A 21,941-nucleotide genomic window follows, 5' to 3' on the forward strand; every position below is an offset into this window, starting at 1 on the left:
TTCCCATAAATTCAGTGGACCCAAGAATAGAAAGCTCAATGGCAAGCTGAACGCGAAAAATTGTACCAACGCTGTAAATTTGGTGATGATGAATTATTCACCAAATATATCTATATTACCAATTGCATACTCCGATGAATCTATAGTAGAAGATGGTAAACCCTGAAGTTCAGCTTTATTCCTCATACTTTCCACTTTATCTGCTTCTCGAATAGCTAATGGATTAATTTGTTGACGTTCTGCTAACAGCGTCGCCACAGAAATTTCCAATGGTGGTAATTTACCATTGCTAGGAACAGGTATATCTTCTGGAAACATTTGACAAAAAGTAGTAGCCGCCGCCCTCTCAACAATAGTCTGAATTTCCGCACCTACACAGCGATTAGTTTCTTTAAGTATTCGTCGCCATTCCTCTTGACTATAAGGATCAATGCTACCAGAAACATCACTACTAAATCTATCATCAAATCTCGCACAGTGAAGTTTAAAAATACTGTGTCTTTCCCCATAATTAGGCAAGTCAACTTTATAAATATAGTCAAATCTTCCTGCCCTAGTTAATTCTGGTGGTAGCCATTCTAAACGATTGACACTAGCAATTACAATTACATCACTGGTACGTTCTTGCATCCAAGTGAGTAACTGACCTGCTAACCTTCTAGCTATATCATCATCTCCAGCAAAACCTTTATCAAAATCATCAAAATACAAAACCACTTCATTGAGACGGTCTGCTAATTTTAGTAGTTGTTTTAATTTTATTTCTGCTTCATTACCATAACTTCTCACATTACCCCAATCTACTAAAATCAAGGGAATACCTAAAATTTGTGAGCATACTTTAGCTGAATGAGATTTACCCGTACCTGGAGGACCTACCAGCATTATACCTTTAGGAACTCTGAGTTTGTAGACTTTGGCAAGAGGACTAAACAATCTTTTGAATTTCTTAAAAGCCTCTTGCATCAAATCTAGTCCTCCCAAGGGAACTTCGGAAGTAGGGATAAATTCAATTCCATAAAGTTTATTGAGCAAATTTATTTTATAATCTAGTAGTTCTTTAGCTATAGAGTCTGCACTTTTTTCATCATGGAAATCAATTGATTTTAGTCCTTTGATTAAGTCGGAAATGTATAACCCAATTCCACTACGGACAATTTTCTTTTTATCCATCTCGCTCAATGTTAGTGGTAAAATTCCATGCAGTTCTTCATTGAGAGTTACAGTAATTTCTGAGATATCTGGCAATTCTTGAGTAATGACAGGAATTTGAGCAGCAAGTTCTGGGTGTAAGTTAGCTTGAGAACCTAAAAGAATAGCAGATTTGATTTTACCAGGAGCAGATGGAGAAAAAGAAAGATTGAGTAAATTCGATTTAACCCACTCAGATAGTAGAAAGAATTGGGTTTCTTGGGCTACATTGGTACTAATCCAAGGGTAAATATTTTCGATAATTAATATTCCTTCTCCCTGAAAAGACTCCCAAAATTTCAAGATTCTAAATTGGTCTTTTAATTCTTTAATTGGTACAGGAGTATAGTCTTCAAAATCCTTAAAATTTAAATCTACATTATTAACACATTCAACTTCTTTGATTATTTCCTGTCCTAAATTCCACAAGTAGCATTTAATTCCTAGCACTGAACAATATTGGCAAATATAGCGAATCATTCTGTATCTTTCTTGGGTTGGCGATTCCAAAATAATTACAGGTTCTTTACGTTTGATTAATTGTGGCAACTTGTTTAAAAAATCTGATGACATCTTGTTTATTTATAAGATATGTATTTCGATAAATTTTGATAGCATCTATAAGTCATGAATTATACTGTAAAATTTTAAACGGTATTTAATTTTATAGCTAGTATAAAAATGTGGAATTTATTATATCAATTGATATATATTCGTGAATATTCAAAAATAGATTAATTTATAGATTTCTGTATAAAAATGTAATTGTAAGATAGATGCGTTATTATTTATCTTCAATAATTAATGGCGAAAAAATCAATTCCGGTTTATCCTATTGTTTTAATTCCCAACTTTGCTGAACATCAAAATTTTGCTCCTTTGATTAAAGCAAATGGTAGTGGTAGTGTTACCGTGGGTGCTGCTGAAGAACGGTTTGGGCAAGTGCTGAAATATTATTTTGGTAATTGGGTATTTCCCCAACAAGAAATGCTACCAAATGGTCATGACCGTCCTTACACAGCAGATTTTGTAATTGTAGAACCAAATACTGAGCTACATCTTGATATTGAAGTGGACGAAAGTCATTGTTTTTCTACAGGAGTACCTACCCATTGTATTGGTGATGATGATTATAGAAATCTGTGTTTTCTTAAAGCTGGGTGGGTAATAATACGGTTTGCCGAAGAACAAGTAGTTAGTCAACCAGAACGCTGTTGTCGCTTTATTGGTAATGTGGTAGCAAAGTTAAGTGGAAATGTATCATTTAGTTATCAGTTCGTAGATATTGCCCCACTAACTCCTGTCAAGCAATGGTCAAGGAAACAAGCAGCTTCTTTGAAGAAAAACAACTATCGTCAAGGCTACTTGTCAGTTGATCGGTGATCATAGTACATAAGATGAGTATTTCTAAATGTTTCTGGATCAAAAAATGTGACCCACGGGTCACAAAATGCAATTAAACACTTTTAAACTCTTGTGGATGAGCGGTTTTATATCCTGTCCGGTTAACCATGAATAACCCAATCTCAGTCTAACCCAACCCAGAACAGGTGAAAGCTTGTTTGGGGCGCGAGTTGGAATCATATTTTTCAATAAATTTTCTATGAATCAATGGTAAATCTCCGTCCACGTCAAAATAGAGCGATGGAAATTTTAGACCCAGAGATTTGAGAAAAGGTCAAACAAATCATCCATAAGTTATTAGGAGGCGTATGAATAACTGGACTGTAGAACAAATTGCGTTTCGATGCGAGCGCCTTTCTGTACGTCTTGAAAGATTGGCACAGAACTTTCTACAAATGGCATCTCTCAGTTTGGATGGGGTTAATGGGGAAGCGGTACTTGAAATTGTTAGAGAAAGTAAAGTATTTTTAGAACTGACAGCTATTGATTTAGATGTGGACAGTGCCTTTGAACTGGCTCAAATGCAACGTCAATTGTCTCGATGGCATATTCATTGGTTGTCAACTTGGGCAAGTGATTCTAGTCGTCTGGAAATTTCAACCTTGTCTCAAACCTGGGCAAATCGAATTAGGGAAATGGCAGGAGTTCTGGTTTAATTTTATGCAAGAAGTAATTAAGCAAATCAAAAACAGATACAAAGTTGACTTACAATCTCAGGATATCAACTATCAATTGTGGAGATTGGATGATACAGAATACATAAAATTACAAAAAAATAGTTTATCAATTGCAAATAATTTTGATTTACATAAGCATCTTTATTTATCTAGAGAAGAACAAAATGATAAACTTAACTTAGCAGAACTATTGACAATTTTAGAATGTTTATTAGGTGAAAGTAGCGATTTGTATGATAAATATAAAGGAGCTTTTTATTTTCCAACATTACTTGTTGTTATTAAAACCAGTGGAACATTCTACTACTTGATGGATATTTATGATCATCGCGGTTGGCTGTATTTTCGGCTGTATAGAATTGTTGACCATAATTACATAAATAGACAAGACCCCCAAATATTGCGAGAAACATTTAGCGAGGAATTTACTCAACAAGAAATTAACTATTTTTTATTTTATTTTTACGGTTATTTAATAGGATGCTTTCGGACGTTTCAGAAGTTTAATTCTGTCAAACCATTTTTGAAGAGAATTGATTCTAATCTAATATTGTATGGTTACAAAGGCCAAGATTTTTTTGAAAAGCACTGCGACTCCGAAGAAAATTATCAAGCAGAAATTGAATCTTTTGAAAAGATTTACGGGAATTCCTTGGACAAAATTGATGTAAATGCAATTTTGCAAACAATTACCAGTGAATACAGTGAAATGTAGTACAATCAGATATAGATATGATAGCAATGTTATAAATTACAGAACAATCAGGTACAGCAAGTTTAAACACAGACATCAATTTATTTTCATTTCTGTCTCTTGCTGTTAACACTATAATGATATTCTAAAAGTTAATAGTTCCCTGGTACATCTACACCTGATACCTAAAAATGGTGTCAATTATTAATACTATGTCTAATTTTTACATTGATAACACTCAACTAAAAACCCAACTCACTAAAAAATACTTCGATTTATCTCCTGCTATCCAAAAGATTATTCAGTTATTTTCGGTAATCTATGCACCAGTAGATAAAAATTCATTTATCAATTGTCTCAGTGAAACTGCTGCATTAGATGAAAACAATAAACCTTGGAATACTAAAACTCTTAGTCTTCAAATTGATAAATTGATAAAAGCAGGTTTGTTAGTCAAGGAAAGTAAATCTAGTCCCGAATGCCATCCCCTCCTGACAGAAATTGCTACTCGTCATGCTGTAGAAACGGGAAAATTTGAACTCTTAGTAAAAGCTGTAAATGAAAAATTTCCTGTACATAGTTACGGAAGTATACGGATTTTTCGTAATCTAAGCCAATGTATAAGAGAAATCCGTATTGGTCTTTACCGCAAAGACCTAAGTTTTATTAATAGTCAAATTGAAAATTACCATAAGCACTGTAATAGCAAAGAAAAAATAGTTATAGAAAATATCTTTGAACAGATATGCAATAATCCATTTGATGAACATTGGTTTAGCACTCTACCACAAGAATTATTTATCCTTTGTATATCTAGTATTTTCCAAATTTCACTCTTAAAATTATCTGATTCTGAAGATGCGTTAATACTATTGGCAGATAAATGTGATGAACCTGAAAAATATATCTCAGATTATTTGCTTTTGATGTTGGCAGAACAATATTTCTTACGTGGTGATACGGAAGATGCACAGGATAGTTTGAAAGAGATATCAGAAGAATCTCAAAATAACGCCGCTATTGGTTGGGGTTGGTCAAATTTTTTGCGGGGTGAGAACGAGAAAGCTATTAAATATTATACAGATGCCCTAAAATCTTTGAAAAAAGCCACAGGCAAACGCCAAATATATTTTAATACAATTGCTGGCTTATTCTTTATTTTAGCACTGTTGAAAGATGGTTCGCCAGAACGCCTCAAAGAAGCAGAAGATTATACCAATATAATGATTCGGCAATCAGATCATTTTCTTAATTTAGTTTATATGGGACTGAGCATTATATTGCAAGTCCAGCAAGGTGATATTACCAAAAAAGAATTAATAGTTAATGCTCCCATTCCTCCCTTAGAAAAAGAAAATAGTTTAGAAACATTCTTTCTTTCCCTATGTCTGTACTGGATGGATATGGACAGTGCAAAAAGAAGATTACCTGATTTATTAGAACCATTATATCGGAGAGCGATCGCATCCGGTCATCACTGGTTAGCAATGGAAACCGCAGAACTCCTATCCCGACTCAAACCCAGCAGCAACTACAAACAACAAGCACAAGCACTACGAGAAGACAACGAAGTTGAAACCATCATAGACATAATCGAACCCCAAGAATCTTGGGAAATGTGCCTTAATGCCCTAGCAAACCTGCAAAAAGAAGACCCAACACCCACAAAACCCCAATCAGAACTGCGTTTAGCATGGTTTATTACCTTCTATCCTAGCCAATGTGGCCTGCAACCCAAAGAACAAAAAATTAATGCCAAAGGACAATGGAGTAAAGGTCGTCCCATTGCCCTTAAAAATCTGAGTAATAATTTAAATGAGTATGATTATCTTACTTACCAAGATATTCGGGCTTGTAATTGTATTGAAACTTATGGCGAAGGCTATTATGGCAAAGTTAACTATCGCTTCAATGACAAAGCCATCCTCGCATTAATTGGACATCCCTTAGTTTTTTGGGAAGATACCCCTAATATTCGCGTAGAAATAGTCAAAGGAGAACCAGAACTACTCGTTAAAAAAGAAAAACAAGGTCGTCTCACCTTAGAATTTTCACCCAAATTAACATCACAAAATATCATCAATATCAAAGAAACACCCACCCGCATTAAAGTCATTGAAATTACACCTGAACACAGACGTATAGGCGAAATTCTAGGTAGAGAAAATAAATTAAACGTCCCCATCATTGCCGAGAAAAAAGTTTTAGCAGCCATCAACGCCGTTTCCGGTATTGTCACCGTTCATTCTGACATTGGTGGAGGAGTAGAAGGTGCAGAAGAAGTAACCGCCCAAACACTACCCCACATTCATCTTTTACCTGCTAATTCTGGTTTAAAAATTACCCTGTTATCACGTCCCTTTGCCCAAGGTGGACCATATTTCCGTCCCGGTGCAGGTGGAGAAACAGTCATTGCTGAAATTGAAGGTAAACGTCTACAAACTAGAAGAAACTTATCAGAAGAAAAACAACTTGCCCAAACTGCCATTCAAGCTTGTCCCACCCTCAGCACAGAAGAAGAAGATAATGAATGGTTAATAGAAAACCCAGAGGACTGTTTAGAACTACTTTTAGAACTGCAAGCATTAGGAAACAGCGTAGTTATTGAATGGCCAGAAGGGGAAAAACTGCGGGTTAGTCATAATGCAGACTTGAAAGATTTTAACTTATCAATTCAACGTCAACAAGATTGGTTTGCTGCTACTGGTGAATTGAAATTAAGTAGACATCTCCGAAAACTATCTAACCTTCACCACAACTGCTTTTGAGGAAATGAAGGTTAAGTGCAAAGATACTCAGATTATACGCTATAATCAGTGCTGAAGATGCCTGCTATTGGGAATTAGCCAAAAAATAGCACCTCTGAAATTGGATTTTATGCAGGAAACTTGCAATTTGCTATAGCTACAAAATAACAGTACCAATACGCAATCTTACAAGTCCACAAATAGTCATAATTATTTGTTCATATTTCTGGGTATTTAATCTAAATCTTTCTTGGGCAACTCTAAATATCTTGACTAAACGAATTAAATGTTCAACAAAAATTCTTTCCGACGCTAGTTCTTTATTTCTGGACTTTTGTTCAGGCGTTAATTCTTGTTTTTTCGGTTTTTTCTGAGGGGTTTTAATTGACTCTTCTCCTTCATAAGCTTTATCCCCATTAAACCTTTGTTTGGTCTCAAATTCCTGGGAGGTTTCACGAAATAAGCTGATATCACTTTTGGGACCTGGTTTACCAGCCTTTACATCTACAATATCTTTACCATTTGGTAGGACAATTAGCTGGTTTTTTCTAGTATGAGTTTTCTTTTTACCTGAGTAATACTTTTTTTGTGTCTCATGCTCTGAAGGTCTTTCTATAGGCTGTTCATAGCTATCCACGATTAACTCAAACTCCGTTAACAGTTCTTTAACAATTTCGTGGTCATTGGAGTTTTTTTTACTTGTGATATTAAACTTGGTGGTAATAATTCTCCCAGGAGTGGCAACCAATAGTTAAACGTATCATTTGCCGTTGTCTCACTTACGCCAAATTGAATGCCCAGTAACTGAAATGTTGTCAAATGACGTAAATATGTTAATGTTAAAATTATTTGCGACTCTGGGGTTAATTTTGGCTTGCGTCCACCTCCTCCCAGAATGAGTCTGACTTTTTTAGATTCTGCCAATTCTTTTTTATTATTATGTAGCTCTATTGCTTTCTCTATAAGTTGCTTTAGCTGTTCATAATGCAGTCCTAATAACCGTTGTGATTCTTCAGGATTGTGATGAATATACTCAACTATGTTGCTCATAATCTCAGGGTAGATGCACGATTTTACCTTGTTATACCATAATTTGATTCTTTTTCGGAGATGTCTAGTGAAGATTTAGTATTAGATATGCAGCAACTTCTAGAATTATTAGAAAAAACTCCCAGTAGGTTTATTCCTCTTGGTGATGGTCAATTTTTAGCTTTAACCCAAGCCTTTCGTAAACGTTTGGATGAGTTACGACTGTTTTCCGAAAAACATGGTAAAGGGATGCGTTTTCACCCCTTAGCGACATTGGGGTTAGAAGATTTTGTAGATGAAGTTGGGAAACTAAAAGCAGATAAACATTGGAAAGAACATATCAAGAAACTCAAAGAAGTACAAGACCTTAAACCAGAACTTCCATCTACATTTCAAGCCGAATTACGAGATTATCAAATGGAAGGTTTTTGTTGGTTAGCACGTTTAGCACATTGGGGTGTAGGTGCTTGTTTAGCTGACCAAATGGGACTGGGTAAAACGGTGCAAGCATTAGCTGTTATCCTTAGAAATGCCCATCATAGACCGACTCTAATAATTGCCCCGACTTCCGTTTGTATGAATTGGGTAAGTGAAGCAGAGAAATTTGCCCCAACTTTGAATGTAATTCAATTTACAGGTTCTAACCGCCAAAAATTACTGGATGGCTTACAACCATTGGATATGTTGGTTTGTAGTTATGGTTTATTGCAGCAGGATGAAGTAGCACAAATGCTGTCTGGGGTGCAGTGGCAAACCATTGTTCTAGATGAGGCACAGGCTATCAAAAATATGTCTACTAAACGTTCCCAGGCGGCTATGAATTTGAAAGCTAATTTTAAATTATTGACTACTGGGACACCGATTGAAAATCATCTAGGTGAGTTGTGGAATTTGTTCCGATTTATTAATCCTGGTTTATTGGGTTCTTTTGAAAGTTTTAATCAACGTTTTGCAAATCCTATTGAAAGATATCAAGATAAACAAGCACGAAATAAACTCAAAAAACTAATTCAACCATTTCTATTAAGACGTACAAAAAATCAGGTGTTGGAAGAGTTACCTTCTCGCACAGAAATTTTGCTTCATGTGGAGTTGAGTAAAGAGGAAAAGGCATTTTATGAGGCTTTGCGTCGTCAAGCTATATCTAAATTGAGTGAAAGTGATGCGGATGCAGGACAAAAACATTTGCAAGTTTTAGCAGAGATTATGAGGTTGCGTCGCGCTTGCTGTAATCCTAGTTTGGTGATGCCTGATACTGAGTTATCTAGTTCTAAGTTGCAACTTTTTGGTCAGGTGTTGGGTGAACTACTGGAAAATCGCCATAAGGCTTTGGTGTTTAGTCAGTTTGTAGATCATTTGCATATTATCCGCAATTACTTGGATGAGCAAGGTATTAAATATCAATATTTAGATGGTAGTACCCCAATGAATGAACGGAAAAAAAGTGTGGATGCGTTTCAAGCTGGGGAGGGGGATGTGTTTCTGATTAGTTTGAAGGCTGGGGGTACAGGACTGAATCTAACTGCGGCTGACTATGTTATTCATACAGACCCTTGGTGGAATCCGGCGGTGGAAGACCAGGCTTCTGACCGCGCCCACCGCATTGGCCAACAACGCCCGGTGACGATTTATAGGTTGGTAGCAAAGGACACTATTGAGGATAAGATTGTGGAGTTGCATCACCATAAGCGGGATTTGGCGGATAGTTTGCTGGAGGGTTCTGATATGAGTGGGAAGATATCAACGGAGGCTTTGTTACAATTGATTCATGAAGGTTAGGTTTTTAGGTGTTAGGCGATGGTAGTGGGAAGTGGGGAGGGCGATTGGCTACGCCAGTGCCGCAGGCGATCGCTTGCAAACCCCCAACCCTTAATCCTCAGTTATAGATCACTCAGGAATAATAGATGAGATAGGAATAGTAGAAAAAATTAAAAAGATATTCTCAATAGATAGTAGAGATGTCCTCCTCTCTCTGCCTTTCTTTGTCATGAGACTTATTTCATAAGAGATACCTCTGTTAATAATATCCCAATTACAATTTAGAGACCTAATTTTATTAAAGGTGTGTTCACATTTAACGCGATCAATGCTTTTGCAAACATTAATTGATCTACTGGAGGTATCTATGACAATGTCTGACCACACCCCACAGGATTGGAATCCGCGAGACCCAGCAGTATTAGCCGATCAGCTTCACGCCTACGACGAGCTGCGCGAGCGGTGTCCCGTTGCTTACAGCGATGCAATGCACTGGTCACTCTTTTGCCACGCGGATGTTGTCGCAGTGCTGGATGACCCGGACACTTTTATCAATGCCTCGCTGCATCGTGCTATTCCGAATGCCATGAATGGAGCCGAACACACGAAATACCGCGAAATCCTAGCACCCTACTTTTCAGCCTCCGAGATGGCATCGATTGAACCCAAGTGTCGAGAAATCGCTACGAATGTAATGGAGGCGATCAAGATGCCAGGTACAACTGATGCAGTGGCAGACATTGCCGAGCCGATCGCCTTCCGAACGATGTGTGCGTTTCTTGGCTGGCCACAGACAACGTGGGAACGCGTCCGCAACTGGAGTCACGGCAATCAGGCGGCGACTTTCCACCACGATCATGAGGCTGCGCGTGCGATCGCAGTGGAGTACGAGGCAATTGTTACCGAGGCAATCGAGGATCATCGTCGTCAGGACATCCGGGACGATGTTACCGGTCGGCTGATGATGACCGAGGTAAACGGTCACCGCTGGAGCAACGAGGATATCATCGCGGTGCTGCGGAATTGGATAGCAGGGCATGGCACCGTCGCCGCAGCAATCGGCATTGTCATTGCCCATCTAGCAGAAAACCAGAACCTCCAACACCGTCTGCGCGAACAGCCACAGCTAATTCCCGCCGCCATCAATGAAATTCCTCGAATGGACGGTCCATTGGTTGCCAACACCCGAGTAACAACGCGGGAAGCCACGATCAACGGCCGTACGATTCCCGCAGGTGAGCGGATCTCGCTGATGTGGATCGCCGCTAACCGAGATCCGCGAGCGTTCAACGCCCCGGATGAAATCCATCTCGACCGCGAACAGCAAGCCAATTTGCTTTACGGCGGGGGTATCCACTACTGTCTGGGAGCGCCTCTCGCTCAACTGGAGTTGCGCGTTACTGTCGAAACGCTGCTCGCCCACACCGCAGAGATATCGCTTGCCTCAAACGAGACCCTAGAGCGCGAAACCTTCCCTGGCAACGGGTTTGTCACTCTACCAGTGCGTATTCGCTAAAGTTTGTTATTTCAAGTTTAGACGCTATAGATACTGCGGAAAGACCTATTTGGGTTGACACACTCCCCGCCCTAGAAGCGCGAAGATTCTGGGTTCAAACAACAGTTGCAGGAATCCCCGTCTTACACTGTCTCGCCCAACAGACAATGCCCTGTTTGTACTATTCTATCAAAAAGTCGCCCTAGAAGCTTGCCTGTGGGCAAACAGGGGCGAGGAGCTTTCAACCCATGTTTTTGCTAAATATTGACCTGATCAATTTGGAGAAAACTGGTAAATTCAAAGCTTTCTATAACCCACATTCCGCACTCCAATTCAAACCATAAGTTTTAATGTTTTAATTGACCGTCAATGTAGTTTGATTATGCTACTTTTTGAAGTGCAAAATGTGGGATTTAACACAATAATTAGAACTGTGAATTTAACCAGCCTAAAAAATCGCCCGTCTTGACAAAATATCTTTGTATACCTGCTTCCTGCAATATTCCTTTAATCTCTTTTGTACCAAAATCTTTAGAATTTCCACTCAATAGAACTTTCTGATTATTTAAAGATGTTTTGGCATGATCAAGAATACAATGTAAAATTAAATTATCTGTAGGATCAGTAATAAGTACATTTTCCAGACTTGTACTGAGTATATCTGGTTTTAATTGTATGAATTCTACATAATTTTTAGCCCATTCTAAAACTTCAAACAGACGAATATTAATATTATTAGCCATTTTTTCGTTATTATATTTTGCATTTTGAAGAGATTTCATAATTTCTACAGAGTATTCAGAATTCGTATTTCCTCTTAGTTCACTTATTTCTCTTTCTAAGTTAACTTGAAAACGATTTCTCCTTGTACGTTCATCTTCCAAAACCGAAAGAGATTCCATACAACAAATTGCCGGAGTGACAATTTCTATTAACGACATTTTTTCAGGAGAAGTAGAATATACTAACTCTTCAGCTTCTTGCTCTTGATTCTTCGCAAACTCAATAAAAAAATTAGTTTCTATATAAAGCGTAATCATTCAATTTTCTAACCTTTATTGTGCTGCATCTGCTAGATTTTCTACAAATCCTATTTGCTGTAATTCTTGTAACTTGGGGGGATTTTCTGTTTTCCAATGATAAGCTAAATCTCTTAACCATCCTTCAACTAATGTTTCTAGATAATATTCAAAAATCCTTTTTTTACTAAATTCTAGATCATATTCAGATAAAACTTCATGCGTTGGGAAGATGTAGACATTTTCTAACGTTTCACCATCCCATTGAAAGATTTTAATTTCTTCACGGGTAGCTGTCATAGCATAGGGAATTATCACTCTGTTATGTTCATACTCAAATTTGAGGATATTTTCGATTTTAGCGGTAATATCCTCTACAATATCCCTAGCTCTAACTTTTGATACTAGCAGTTTATTTCCGTTTTTATCCCAAGCGGTAATATCTGATAGTTCTATTGTTGTGTCACTCAGTTTTGTACTGTCCATTCTTTTTATCCTTGTGACATTGAAGATTATAATATTGTTATTATAAATGGCGATCGCTTTGGGAAATATAGTTTTATAACAAAATCGAGCGAGCTAAAACCATCGAGATAAAGTATCGGAGCAAGGCGTAAATATTTTATCGTGCTTTAGACGATGGATGTAGGGGAGCGGCTTGCCCCTTTAGGGGCAGTTATACTACAATAGCTTTAACAGGAATGGTAAACAACCTGTATAAAAACCTAACTGCCTAACGGCAATCTGTACCTTGACAATTGAAGATATGGGGTTCTATTCCATAGTTCTAGTTCCTAACCAGGAATAGGTAAAATCTTCATGGGGGCTGGACGAAACAGAATTTAAACTCAAACAAAACTTGGAGTAATCCAACTACCTCCGGGCAGGGGGAAAGTAACGCTTAGGAGCCAGTGCGTTGGGCGGGTTTCCCGACTTGAAGCAACTGGCGTGGAGAGAACCACCTCTGGGTTAGACACCGCAAGGGATCTAAGCTAAGTGGACTCGTTGAACTAAGAATCTGCGCTCCTTTAGGACGCAGAGTGTCAATATTCATCAGCCTTAATTCCTTATCTTCTGGCTGTTGCGACTCCGGTTTTCGTAGCACTAGCCATACTGCACGACGTGGTGTGAGACAAAGTTTTTTGGGTTGAGTGACTTTTGGTAAAGACTTAACTAAATGGCGTTTTCGTGGCTTAATTCCTTGGGCTGTACGGATACGTCGTGTGTAACGAGCTACAGTATCATAACTCCCTTTGTAACCCTGCTGTTGAATCTCTGCAAACAAGACTAAGGCTTCGTGACAACCTTCATTCTAGCGTCTAAAGATATATTCCTGGTAAGGGACTAGGATGCTTCGACCTCGGCTTCTTCGTCCAGTTGTTTCTGGGAAGGTAGGAGTACGTAAATAGCGAAATACACTTGTTACACCAATACCAACTTGACGAGCTATAGCTTTTGCATTCCAACCTTCTTCGGATGAGACGTGAGCATTCTTGCTGTTTCAGGTAAAAGAATCTTTCATCTTGTTGCTACTGTCGTGCCATTATCACACGCATTTCAGCTTCACGGTCGTGAATGACATCTCCACTAACATCCACTATCACACTATGAATTTTGCCCGTAAACTTGAAGGGTGGTTCATAATCGGGTGTTACAGGCGCACCAGGGGCTATCCCACAGATCACACCACTGGTCAGACCTAGTGCTAAGGGAGTAGTTACAGGAACATTCGCTTGCCCAACTAATTTCCCATCAATATAAAGTCGGGCATGACCTGGCGATCCTTTCCCCTTCGCTAAATCTGGCTGACCCGTCACTTTAAACTCAAAACGTAACTGGTGCCGACCCTCCGAGATTAACGACTCAGACTCGACATGGTAGAGCGATCGCCCTACATAATTATGAACCCAGTGCAGTTTAGCATCTTTGACATAGAAGGAGTAGCCACTATCATTACCACCGTGAGCAAGTAATACTCCTTGTGCGCCACCTGTGGGAATTTCTACATCTGCTGTAATACTGTGGGAACGATTGAGCAACTTAACAGCACAATTAGCTGGTATTGGCTGAGTATCAGGATAGTAAGTATAGCAGCTACGATTGACAGCAATCTGAGGACGTTCTTGTGCTAATCGTTGTACACCCCTGCCATCCACAGGTAACACATTATATTTACCCGCCTCTACATACCAAGTGGCAATCATCTCAATCAACTTGGGGCGGTTGTCTGTAGCAATGTTGTGATTTTCGGCAAAATCCTGAGCAACGTGATACAGTTCCCAATGATGAGTATCTAACTCTGTCAAAGTTTCCGCCGAGATAGGCGCACCAAAAAACCCATCTGCTTCTGTAAATGAGGGGCCAGGCCAAGGACAAACAGCCCGCCAACCATCATGGTAAAGCGAACGATGTCCCATCATCTCAAAATATTGCGTCAAGTGCTTAGTGGGTGCATTACTATTATTAAAAGTATGGGCAAAGCTGACACCTTCAATGGGGGATTGAGTGACACCCCTAATAGTTGTTGGTGGTTCGATTTCTAATAATTCAAGTACCGTTGGTACTAAGTCAATGGCGTGGGCATACTGAGTACGGATTTCACCTTTTGCCTCAATACCTTGAGTCCAATGAACTATCAACGGGTCACTGATACCACCCCGATAAGTTTCCCGTTTCCAGCGACGAAAAGGTGTATTACCTGCCCAAGTCCAGCCCCAAGCATAATGGTTGAAGGTTTCTGGGCTACCCAGTTTATCCAATGCGTTGAGGTTTTCTTCTAAAGACTCTGGCACATTGTTAAAAAATAGATTTTCATTAACTGAACCAGTCGGCCCACCTTCAGAACTTGCCCCATTGTCTGAGATGACCATAATTAGAGTATTATCGAACTCACCAATAGTTTTGAGGAAATCGAGTAAGCGACCGATGTGATAGTCAGTATGGGTGAGAAATCCAGCAAAGACTTCCATCATCCGGGCATAAAGCCGTTTTTCTGCTGTTGAGAGAGAATCCCAGTATGCAACATCGGGGTCATGGCGGGATAGTTCTGTATTAGCGGGGACAATGCCCATTTCTTGCTGACGAGCAAAAACCTTTTCCCTGTAAGCTTCCCAACCATCATCAAATTGTCCAGCGTAGGCATCAGCCCATTCTTTCGGCACATGATGAGGGGCGTGCATGGCCCCAGGACAGAAATACATGAAAAAGGGTTTATTGGGGGCAACCTGCTTGGCATCAGCAATAAAGCTAATTGCCTTGTCTACTAAGTCTGCGGTTAAATGATAGCCTTGTGCGGGGGTCTGTTCTGGCTGAACGGTGTGGTTATCATAAACCAAATCTGGATAATACTGGTGAGTTTCTCCACCGAGAAAACCATAAAAACGTTCAAAACCACGACCGAGAGGCCAACGGTCATAGGGGCCAGCCGCAGATATTTGATCGGCGGGGGTTAAATGCCATTTGCCGATCGCATAGGTGTTATAGCCTTTGTGTAGTAATATCTCTGAGAGAAACCCATTCTCAAAGGGAATATTCCCATTGCTACCGGGATAACCAGTAGACCCTTCTGTAATGCAGGCCATAGCGTTGGAATGGTGATTGCGCCCAGTGAGAAGGCAAGAGCGGGTGGGTGAACACAACGCCGTCGTGTGTAAATTGTTATAGCGCAAGCCATTGGCTGCTAGTGCGTCTAGGTTAGGTGTATTGATGGGACTGCCGTAGCACCCAAATTGCCCAAAGCCTGTATCATCAAAGACAATAAATAGGACGTTTGGTAAGTTTTCTTTTGCCCGCAATGGTTCTGGCCAAGCTGGACTGGATTTATCAACTGTCCGGCCGATGACTCCAGGGAAAGTAGTTCCGGGTTTGTATTCACGCAGAGACATAAATCTGACCTCTTGAGAATATTTAATTGTTAACAAAAAGCCCGAAATTCTATATCCTCTTTAGGAGGGGTTATTTCTTGATACTCCACTCTGTAAAGCTATTTATGAGAATATTTTGCGAGATTTGCGATTCCTACGGAGAGCTTCGCTATCGCACTAATCACGCTCAATAGGACATATTTTGTGATGTCTCTCGTACCAAACTATGAAAAAGTGATGTTGGACTCTAACTCCCCAAATTCTTCTGCTTGTACCCAACCGTAATCTAAACAGGACTTCAAATTGTGAGATTATTTCAATATCTTGCCAACGTTGTTGAGCTTCTTCACAGATAGAATTTAGATGTTGGTACTTATTGAGATTTTTTCTTTGATTTGATGCACCGTTATATGTTTGTGTTTCAACTTCTTGCCATGAATTATTATCTAAAGCCTGAAAATGAGGTTGTATAGTGTTCAAATATTCTTCTTCTTCCCATCTCCTTGATTCACCCCAACTCCATATCCCTTCCAAATCAGCTTCTGATACACACCATGAAAAATAATGCTTTTTATAATCATCAGCATTAACGCTTCTTGGTATTTTCCTTAAGTCAGGTTTTTCTGTAGCCCGAACCAACTTACTTGACACTTCAATGTTTTGTGCCAATCTAACTTTTTTTTCTTGTTCTTTTAATTTTTTCTCATTTTGTCGCTTAATTCGCTCTTCTTTTTTACTCATCTTATTCTGGTTCATTCCAAATTCCAGAATGATATTCAAAAATTGCATCTCTAGTTATTTCATTATTACAGATTGCCATAGCCGGTAAATCACCTCTTGCATTTATCCAAGGATCTTCTTGGTGATTAATGTCACTAAGTTGCTGTGCTGTATAATCCCCATAAAAATCTAAGACCTTATCTATATTCTCTTTTTCGCTATCTGTAAGCGCATTGCTATTCCCTTCAGTAAAAGATTCCTTATTGACCTTAAACTTACCTTTATGAAGGTTATACAAATCTCGAACTACTGCTCCATTAGCCCAAGCCTCAATTCTTTCTTCAAACAACTCAGATTCGTTCCAGACTAAATTCCATGCTTGACTATAATAGACAAGCTTTTGAAGTTTCATTGCTGTAATTTCACCCTTTTTTTCAAGGATATAACGAGCAACATCAAATACTGTAGCCATATTAGTTCCTCAAAAAACTACTATTATCGTTACAAGTTATATTAAAGCCTACCACTTGGATAAGTCTATTATAACTGTGAATCATAATATCAACTTGTTAGTACAAGTATACCATAAATTACTAAGATATGTCAAGCCCCATCGGTCGCACGATTTTCATAACAATTCCCCAGCCGAGTTATCCTAGCTGTTGTAATTGGATTATTTATTATCACCCTATTCACAACTTAAGTAGGTAGACCATTACATTTCCCTGTCCAATTCCTAGAGAGGCAATTACCATCATGGAGATCGCTTGTTGAAAGAGAAAGTAAGAAAAGGGCGATCGCATCCTTCACCCTAACCGGAACTCAAGAAGTTAGGGAAAATAAGATACAATGGACAGAGCGATCGCTATTGTTGATATTAGATAAAAATTAGTAAGTTAAAGCTAATTGATTGAATTATTTTCCAGCCAAGTTTCTAAATCTGTAACTGAAGTAAAATCTAACAAAGCCTCTCCTAATTCTTCCAGTTTTTCAACAGATAATTCTTGAACTTTTTGAATTAATGATGAATCAATTTCACCAACTCGGCGATTTAAGAGACGGATAATTAGACGTTGTTCTCCTTCTTGTTTAGCTAATTCTCGGTCTTGCTGATAAAGTGGTGCTAAACGCATAATCAACTTCTGATCTTCTGTTTGTGAACTTTGATAAATTTTGAGATTTTTCTGGAGGTTATAGAGTAGTTCTAAAGTGATTTTGACATAGGGTTGATTTAATGGTAACGCAGCTAGTTCATCAATCACTCGTTTTTGGACTGTACCTCTACCTAAAAGTCTTAACCACAGTGTTTCTTGAGTTGATGGTAATTGATGAATGACGACAATTGCAGTGTGTAATGATTCTGGTAACGGTAGAAAGTCCTCATTAGGAAGACTCAAACACCACACGAAAACCTATATCATGGTCTGAATCCTTAGCGCGATACCAACAACGATTGGTAGAACGGCAATCGAAAGCATCGTAACACCAAGAACCGCCCCTTACGCTACGAGGAAGATTATCATGTTCATCTACGTTAGTTTCTCCCCAAACTTCATTACCATTGCTTTTTAACCGTTTTGGCTTTTGACTATAATTATCATGCCATCTATCTAAACACCACTCCCAGACATTACCGTGCATTTGATATAAATGCCATGAATTGGGGCTAAAGCTATTGACATCCACAGTGCATTCCCGATATTTGCCCTTTGGTGCGTCATTGTAGGAATTATTGCCGTCATAGTTGACTTGATTGGTGGTAATGTTATTCCCAAAGGCAAAGGGTGTGGTTGTTCCAGCACAACAGGCATATTCCCATTCTGCTTCTGTGGGCAATCTGAGATCGCGTCCTGTTTGCTGGGATAGTTTTTGACAGAATGCTCGCGCTTCATACCAGGAAATGCCAACTACGGGCTGCATATCTCCTTGAAATTTTCGGTCATATTTCTCCGATGGGTTAGTTTTCATCACTGCTCGCCATTGGGCATTTGTGACGGTATATTTTCCCATCAAGAACTCTTGCAGATGGATTTCATGCTGTGGTGTAGACCAGTCTAACCATCGTGTCAAATTCTCAGGATCTACTCCATTTTTCAAGCCATTTTCTAGAGCGATTTCACGCTCTTGTGGTGGTATTCCCATAGTAAACTTCCCTGCTGGCACGCGCACTAGATCCAGGGTTATGCCTTGACCTAAATCTACAATTAACTCAGAGAGTTTTACTTCTTCTGGTTTTTTAGATTTCAGATTCAGAGAAACTGGAGGCAGTTCTGGTTTAGGTGGACGTTGTGCCAATCCCTGAATGGTTGCAATGACTTCGGTATCCTGACTACCTGCGGCAACATTCACATTATCATATAACAAACTGTCTTCAATTGCCTTAATTAATTGTTCAAATTCAGATTGACTATGAATATCAGGAGTTAAAGTATTCATATCTTTAAGAAGATTGGTAATTTCGGCAATTGTATTACGGATCCTTGTATATAAATCAATATCTTCTCTAAATCCCTGTAAATTAGCTGCACTTACTCCTCTCATTGCTTCATCTAACTCCTTAATTTCATCTTCCCAATGTTTAATATATTTAAGGCGTTGAACAGATTTATAAATTTGGGCATCGGCTAATACAATGGGAAAAATGCGGTCATAAAATTTGCCATTTGCCGCAATTTCTACCAATTCAAACATACAGTTAGACGATTTTAAATATTTGTCACTAATTACCACAATTACACATTTACCTTGTCCAATCCTCTCCATAAATTGTTTGATTAATCCCTTATAACCAAGGTCACGTTTATCTCGAATAATGGTAATACCCTTAGCTTGCAATGTTTGATCAAGATTATTGGCAAAATTTTCACTCTCTCCACCCCAAGCATAGGAGATAAAAATTTCTTTCTCAAATTCTTTTGTTGATATAGTATTTATTTCTACTTCTTGCTTTTGCTCGCCTTGTTGTTGTAATTGTAATTGTTCGGCTGCTTCTGGTTGTTGTTTTAATATTGATTTCATTGCTGCTTGTTGTTCTAGTTGAGGTTTCAATATTGATTCTATTGCTGCTATAGCCTCTGGTTGAGGTTTCAATCTTTCTATTTCTTGTTTCGATAATGATTTTAGGCTTTGCAATGCTTCAGCTTCTCGCTGCTTTTGTATCTGAAGTTGTTTTTGATATTCTTCTTCTTTAAGAGATGTAATTTCTAACTCAATTGATGCTACATCCTCATCTCTCAATCCTAAAACCTCTTGCTGATAATCTTTGAGGATATTTAAAATATGTTCATCTAGAGGATATTTTTGCTCAACGGCTTTAGCAAAAGCTTGTTTGTAACTTTGCAAATTTGCTAACCGTCTCCGAAAAGGTTCGAGAACTTCTGTTTCTATTTCCTCTGCTTTTGTATCTGTGATTCCTAGAGTTTTTCGTTTTGGCGTTAAGACTAAAAAAGCAAATTCATTCAGTTCACCATTTTTAGCATATTGTTCAACCAGTTTACGATAGTCTGCTTCTGGATTTCTGGGAGCAGAAGCTAACAAAATGTTGTATCCTTCCTTATCCAGAATGATATCTGGTGTCATTTTAGGCTTCACTGCTTGGACTTTGGCTTTGGCATAAGCATGAAGTTCCTGAGCATAAATATTGCCATCACCATCACTATCTGCTGCACCTGTCTCAATTCCCTCAACTAAATATTGAGTATAAAGAGAAAGTGTTGCACCTTCTTGAGCAAAGGAAGTTTGAGTTGCACTGGAAGATGTGAGAACAACTCGACCTTCCGAACCTAACTGCTTTTTGATATCTAAACCGATACTTTTTGTGTGCCAACCATTAGCAAAAGCACCACTATAGCAAGCATCTAAAATTAAAACTTGGCGTTTACAATAACAATTCTTTGACTGATCTTGAATAAAATCTGTATATACAGCAGTGGCTTCAAAGTCGTCTTTTGAAGTATTGCGAGTTGCTAAATAGAGATGATTATTATCATTAGTAATTCCATGTCCAGAAAAAAAGAATAATAATAAATCATCTTTATTTGCATTCTTAAATAAATTGAGAATTGCTTTTCTCATATCTTCTGAAGTAGGATTCAGCAGCTGTTCTACCTGGGTAAAGTTGCCCAAGTTGGGGTTTCGTAAAACTCGTTCCATAGCTTCGACATCATTAAGTGCAGATAATAGGGGTGGGATACCTGCACCATATTCACTGACTCCAATCAGTAGAGCTATTTTTTTAGCCATTGTTACCACCCATTGCGGCTAATAGGTCTTTTGCTATTTTTTCGCTTTCTAGCAGTTCTTGGCGGCTTTTGGCTTTGATACTGACTTCCTTATCACCAACCTTAACGGTAATTTCGATGGGTTTGTCTCCTAAGCGATCGCTCAAAAAGCTCAAAAACCCTTTAATATTTTTTATACTAACTTCTGCTGTTAGCACTCCGATTAAAGTTGCAAATCCTGGCTTGCTTCCTGCTTCTGGGTTAAAATCTTCGGCGCGGTCTATTATTAACTTCCCCACCAAACGCCACTGGAAGGGCAAATCTAAATTAGAAGATATCAAAACCGGACTGGTGGCATTAGTCGCCCAAGTACAGCAATTAAACATTACTTCCATTGCTATACCTCCCCTGGGATGCGGTAACGGTGGCTTAGATTGGAGTGAGGTAAAACCCTTAATAGAATCAGCCTTTGCTGCACTTCCAGATGTCCAAGTCATTATTTTTGAACCCAGTGGCGCACCCGCACCCGCACAAATGCCCGTAGCCAGCAAAAAGCCAAATATGACTCGCGCCCGTGCCTTGTTTATTCGCTTACTGGAATTGTACGGTATTCCCGGTTATGAATTAACCAAACTAGAAATTCAAAAACTTGCCTATTTTTTACAAGTAGCTGGTGAACCCCTACGCCTTGAGTATGTAAAACACAAATATGGACCTTATGCTCATAATTTAAATCATGTTTTAAAACACATAGAAGGGCATTACATTCGCGGTTATGGCGATGGAACAGCCAAGGCAGAAAGCGCGGAAATTTACGTTTTACCCGCAGGTAGAGAAGCTGCACAGGCATTTTTAGCCAATGACCCATCGGCACAGGAACGGTTAGAACGAGTTAGCAACCTCATAAATGGCTTTGAAACTCCCTATGGTATGGAATTATTGGCTACAGTTCATTGGGTAGGAACTCAAGAAACCAACCCAGCCCAAGATAGTGAACAGGCCATAGAGTTAGTTTATTCCTGGAGCGACCGCAAATGCACCATCTTTAAACCACAACATATACGTAAAGCTTGGCAGCGATTAGAACAGCAGAATTGGTTGGCTGCAAATTGACACTCTGCGTC

Annotated in this window: 17 protein-coding genes and 2 pseudogenes; 7 read left to right on the forward strand and 12 right to left on the reverse strand. The window is 38.9% G+C overall.

The features are described from left to right. Positions 1 to 93: 93 nt before the first annotated feature. Positions 94 to 1,764 (reverse strand): ATP-binding protein, encoded by a 1,671-nt coding sequence (locus tag H6F47_RS01045; protein WP_096573013.1) that lies wholly within the window; start codon positions 1,762 to 1,764, stop codon positions 94 to 96. A gap of 231 nt (positions 1,765 to 1,995) precedes the next feature. Here H6F47_RS01045 and H6F47_RS01050 point away from each other — a divergent pair, with 231 nt between their 5' ends. The 4 genes from H6F47_RS01050 to H6F47_RS01065 all read left to right on the forward strand — a co-directional run bounded on the left by H6F47_RS01050 (position 1,996) and on the right by H6F47_RS01065 (position 6,734). Then, a complete protein-coding gene (locus tag H6F47_RS01050; RefSeq protein WP_096573012.1) occupies positions 1,996 to 2,574 on the forward strand; it encodes a hypothetical protein in 579 nt (192 codons plus the stop codon). 329 nt (positions 2,575 to 2,903) lie between these two features. Continuing rightward, on the forward strand, positions 2,904 to 3,251 hold the full coding sequence (locus H6F47_RS01055) for a hypothetical protein (RefSeq protein WP_096573011.1): 348 nt from the start codon (positions 2,904 to 2,906) through the stop codon (positions 3,249 to 3,251). Between the two features lie 4 nt (positions 3,252 to 3,255). Then, positions 3,256 to 3,987 (forward strand): hypothetical protein, encoded by a 732-nt coding sequence (locus tag H6F47_RS01060; protein WP_096573010.1) that lies wholly within the window; start codon positions 3,256 to 3,258, stop codon positions 3,985 to 3,987. A 191-nt stretch (positions 3,988 to 4,178) separates the two neighbouring features. Beyond that, positions 4,179 to 6,734 carry a hypothetical protein gene (locus tag H6F47_RS01065; protein WP_242027297.1) on the forward strand — a complete coding sequence of 852 codons (2,556 nt, stop codon included), beginning with the start codon at positions 4,179 to 4,181 and terminating at the stop codon, positions 6,732 to 6,734. A 136-nt stretch (positions 6,735 to 6,870) separates the two neighbouring features. On the opposite strand, the gene H6F47_RS01070 is transcribed toward H6F47_RS01065, so the two are convergent. Beyond that, a complete protein-coding gene (locus H6F47_RS01070; protein ID WP_236104235.1) occupies positions 6,871 to 7,350 on the reverse strand; it encodes a transposase family protein in 480 nt (159 codons plus the stop codon). Between the two features lie 17 nt (positions 7,351 to 7,367). Beyond that, the gene (locus H6F47_RS27665) at positions 7,368 to 7,763 is read right to left on the reverse strand and encodes a transposase family protein (protein WP_242027299.1); all 396 of its coding nucleotides are present in this window, start codon (positions 7,761 to 7,763) and stop codon (positions 7,368 to 7,370) included. A 69-nt stretch (positions 7,764 to 7,832) separates the two neighbouring features. Here H6F47_RS27665 and H6F47_RS01075 point away from each other — a divergent pair. After that, positions 7,833 to 9,521: pseudogene (locus tag H6F47_RS01075) on the forward strand (DEAD/DEAH box helicase); the annotation flags it as partial. A gap of 346 nt (positions 9,522 to 9,867) precedes the next feature. Then, a complete protein-coding gene (locus tag H6F47_RS01080) occupies positions 9,868 to 11,016 on the forward strand; it encodes a cytochrome P450 (RefSeq protein WP_190647361.1) in 1,149 nt (382 codons plus the stop codon). 404 nt (positions 11,017 to 11,420) lie between these two features. On the opposite strand, the gene H6F47_RS01085 is transcribed toward H6F47_RS01080, so the two are convergent. The 9 genes and pseudogenes from H6F47_RS01085 to H6F47_RS01130 all read right to left on the reverse strand — a co-directional run bounded on the left by H6F47_RS01085 (position 11,421) and on the right by H6F47_RS01130 (position 21,212). Further along, entirely contained in the window at positions 11,421 to 12,035 is a 615-nt protein-coding gene (locus H6F47_RS01085; RefSeq protein WP_096573007.1) for a PIN domain-containing protein, read from the reverse strand. Positions 12,036 to 12,050: 15 nt separating this feature from the next. Further along, the gene (locus tag H6F47_RS01090; RefSeq protein WP_096573006.1) at positions 12,051 to 12,500 is read right to left on the reverse strand and encodes a hypothetical protein; all 450 of its coding nucleotides are present in this window, start codon (positions 12,498 to 12,500) and stop codon (positions 12,051 to 12,053) included. Positions 12,501 to 12,915: 415 nt separating this feature from the next. Further along, on the reverse strand, positions 12,916 to 13,299 hold the full coding sequence (locus H6F47_RS01095) for a hypothetical protein (protein WP_190647363.1): 384 nt from the start codon (positions 13,297 to 13,299) through the stop codon (positions 12,916 to 12,918). 244 nt (positions 13,300 to 13,543) lie between these two features. Further along, positions 13,544 to 15,898 carry an arylsulfatase gene (locus tag H6F47_RS01100; protein WP_190647365.1) on the reverse strand — a complete coding sequence of 785 codons (2,355 nt, stop codon included), beginning with the start codon at positions 15,896 to 15,898 and terminating at the stop codon, positions 13,544 to 13,546. A gap of 156 nt (positions 15,899 to 16,054) precedes the next feature. Continuing rightward, complete coding sequence (locus tag H6F47_RS01105; RefSeq protein WP_242027300.1) at positions 16,055 to 16,618, reverse strand: hypothetical protein; 564 nt, start codon at positions 16,616 to 16,618, stop codon at positions 16,055 to 16,057. Between the two features lies 1 nt (position 16,619). After that, positions 16,620 to 17,069 (reverse strand): type II toxin-antitoxin system antitoxin SocA domain-containing protein, encoded by a 450-nt coding sequence (locus H6F47_RS01110; RefSeq protein ID WP_190647369.1) that lies wholly within the window; start codon positions 17,067 to 17,069, stop codon positions 16,620 to 16,622. Between the two features lie 430 nt (positions 17,070 to 17,499). After that, positions 17,500 to 17,964, reverse strand: a pseudogene (locus H6F47_RS01115) (DUF4351 domain-containing protein); the annotation flags it as partial. 16 nt (positions 17,965 to 17,980) lie between these two features. Continuing rightward, positions 17,981 to 20,839, reverse strand: a complete 2,859-nt coding sequence (locus tag H6F47_RS27670) for an SUMF1/EgtB/PvdO family nonheme iron enzyme (protein WP_242027301.1) — start codon at positions 20,837 to 20,839, stop codon at positions 17,981 to 17,983. Continuing rightward, positions 20,832 to 21,212, reverse strand: coding sequence for a hypothetical protein (locus H6F47_RS01130; protein WP_347239054.1), 381 nt, complete (start codon positions 21,210 to 21,212; stop codon positions 20,832 to 20,834). Before H6F47_RS01130 ends, H6F47_RS27670 begins: the two co-directional genes overlap by 8 nt. Between H6F47_RS01130 and H6F47_RS01135 the strand changes: the two genes are divergently transcribed. Next, on the forward strand, positions 21,103 to 21,930 hold the full coding sequence (locus H6F47_RS01135; protein WP_347239056.1) for a macro domain-containing protein: 828 nt from the start codon (positions 21,103 to 21,105) through the stop codon (positions 21,928 to 21,930). The two genes, H6F47_RS01130 and H6F47_RS01135, sit on opposite strands and share 110 nt — an antisense overlap. Positions 21,931 to 21,941 lie beyond the last annotated feature (11 nt).

Origin of the sequence: Sphaerospermopsis sp. FACHB-1094, assembly GCF_014696195.1 — a bacterium.
In the GTDB taxonomy this organism is placed as follows: domain Bacteria; phylum Cyanobacteriota; class Cyanobacteriia; order Cyanobacteriales; family Nostocaceae; genus Sphaerospermopsis; species Sphaerospermopsis kisseleviana.

Bases quoted from the DNA above. Each gene is read 5' to 3' on its own strand.
- H6F47_RS01045 (WP_096573013.1), bottom strand. From the start codon at position 1,764: ATGTCATCAGATTTTTTAAACAAGTTGCCACAATTAATCAAACGTAAA.
- H6F47_RS01050 (WP_096573012.1), top strand. From the start codon at position 1,996: ATGGCGAAAAAATCAATTCCGGTTTATCCTATTGTTTTAATTCCCAAC.
- H6F47_RS01055 (WP_096573011.1), top strand. From the start codon at position 2,904: ATGAATAACTGGACTGTAGAACAAATTGCGTTTCGATGCGAGCGCCTT.
- H6F47_RS01060 (WP_096573010.1), top strand. From the start codon at position 3,256: ATGCAAGAAGTAATTAAGCAAATCAAAAACAGATACAAAGTTGACTTA.
- H6F47_RS01065 (WP_242027297.1), top strand. From the start codon at position 4,179: ATGTCTAATTTTTACATTGATAACACTCAACTAAAAACCCAACTCACT.
- H6F47_RS27665 (WP_242027299.1), bottom strand. From the start codon at position 7,763: ATGAGCAACATAGTTGAGTATATTCATCACAATCCTGAAGAATCACAA.
- H6F47_RS01080 (WP_190647361.1), top strand. From the start codon at position 9,868: ATGACAATGTCTGACCACACCCCACAGGATTGGAATCCGCGAGACCCA.
- H6F47_RS01085 (WP_096573007.1), bottom strand. From the start codon at position 12,035: ATGATTACGCTTTATATAGAAACTAATTTTTTTATTGAGTTTGCGAAG.
- H6F47_RS01090 (WP_096573006.1), bottom strand. From the start codon at position 12,500: ATGGACAGTACAAAACTGAGTGACACAACAATAGAACTATCAGATATT.
- H6F47_RS01100 (WP_190647365.1), bottom strand. From the start codon at position 15,898: ATGTCTCTGCGTGAATACAAACCCGGAACTACTTTCCCTGGAGTCATC.
- H6F47_RS01105 (WP_242027300.1), bottom strand. From the start codon at position 16,618: ATGAGTAAAAAAGAAGAGCGAATTAAGCGACAAAATGAGAAAAAATTA.
- H6F47_RS01110 (WP_190647369.1), bottom strand. From the start codon at position 17,069: ATGGCTACAGTATTTGATGTTGCTCGTTATATCCTTGAAAAAAAGGGT.
- H6F47_RS27670 (WP_242027301.1), bottom strand. From the start codon at position 20,839: ATGGCTAAAAAAATAGCTCTACTGATTGGAGTCAGTGAATATGGTGCA.
- H6F47_RS01130 (WP_347239054.1), bottom strand. From the start codon at position 21,212: ATGGAAGTAATGTTTAATTGCTGTACTTGGGCGACTAATGCCACCAGT.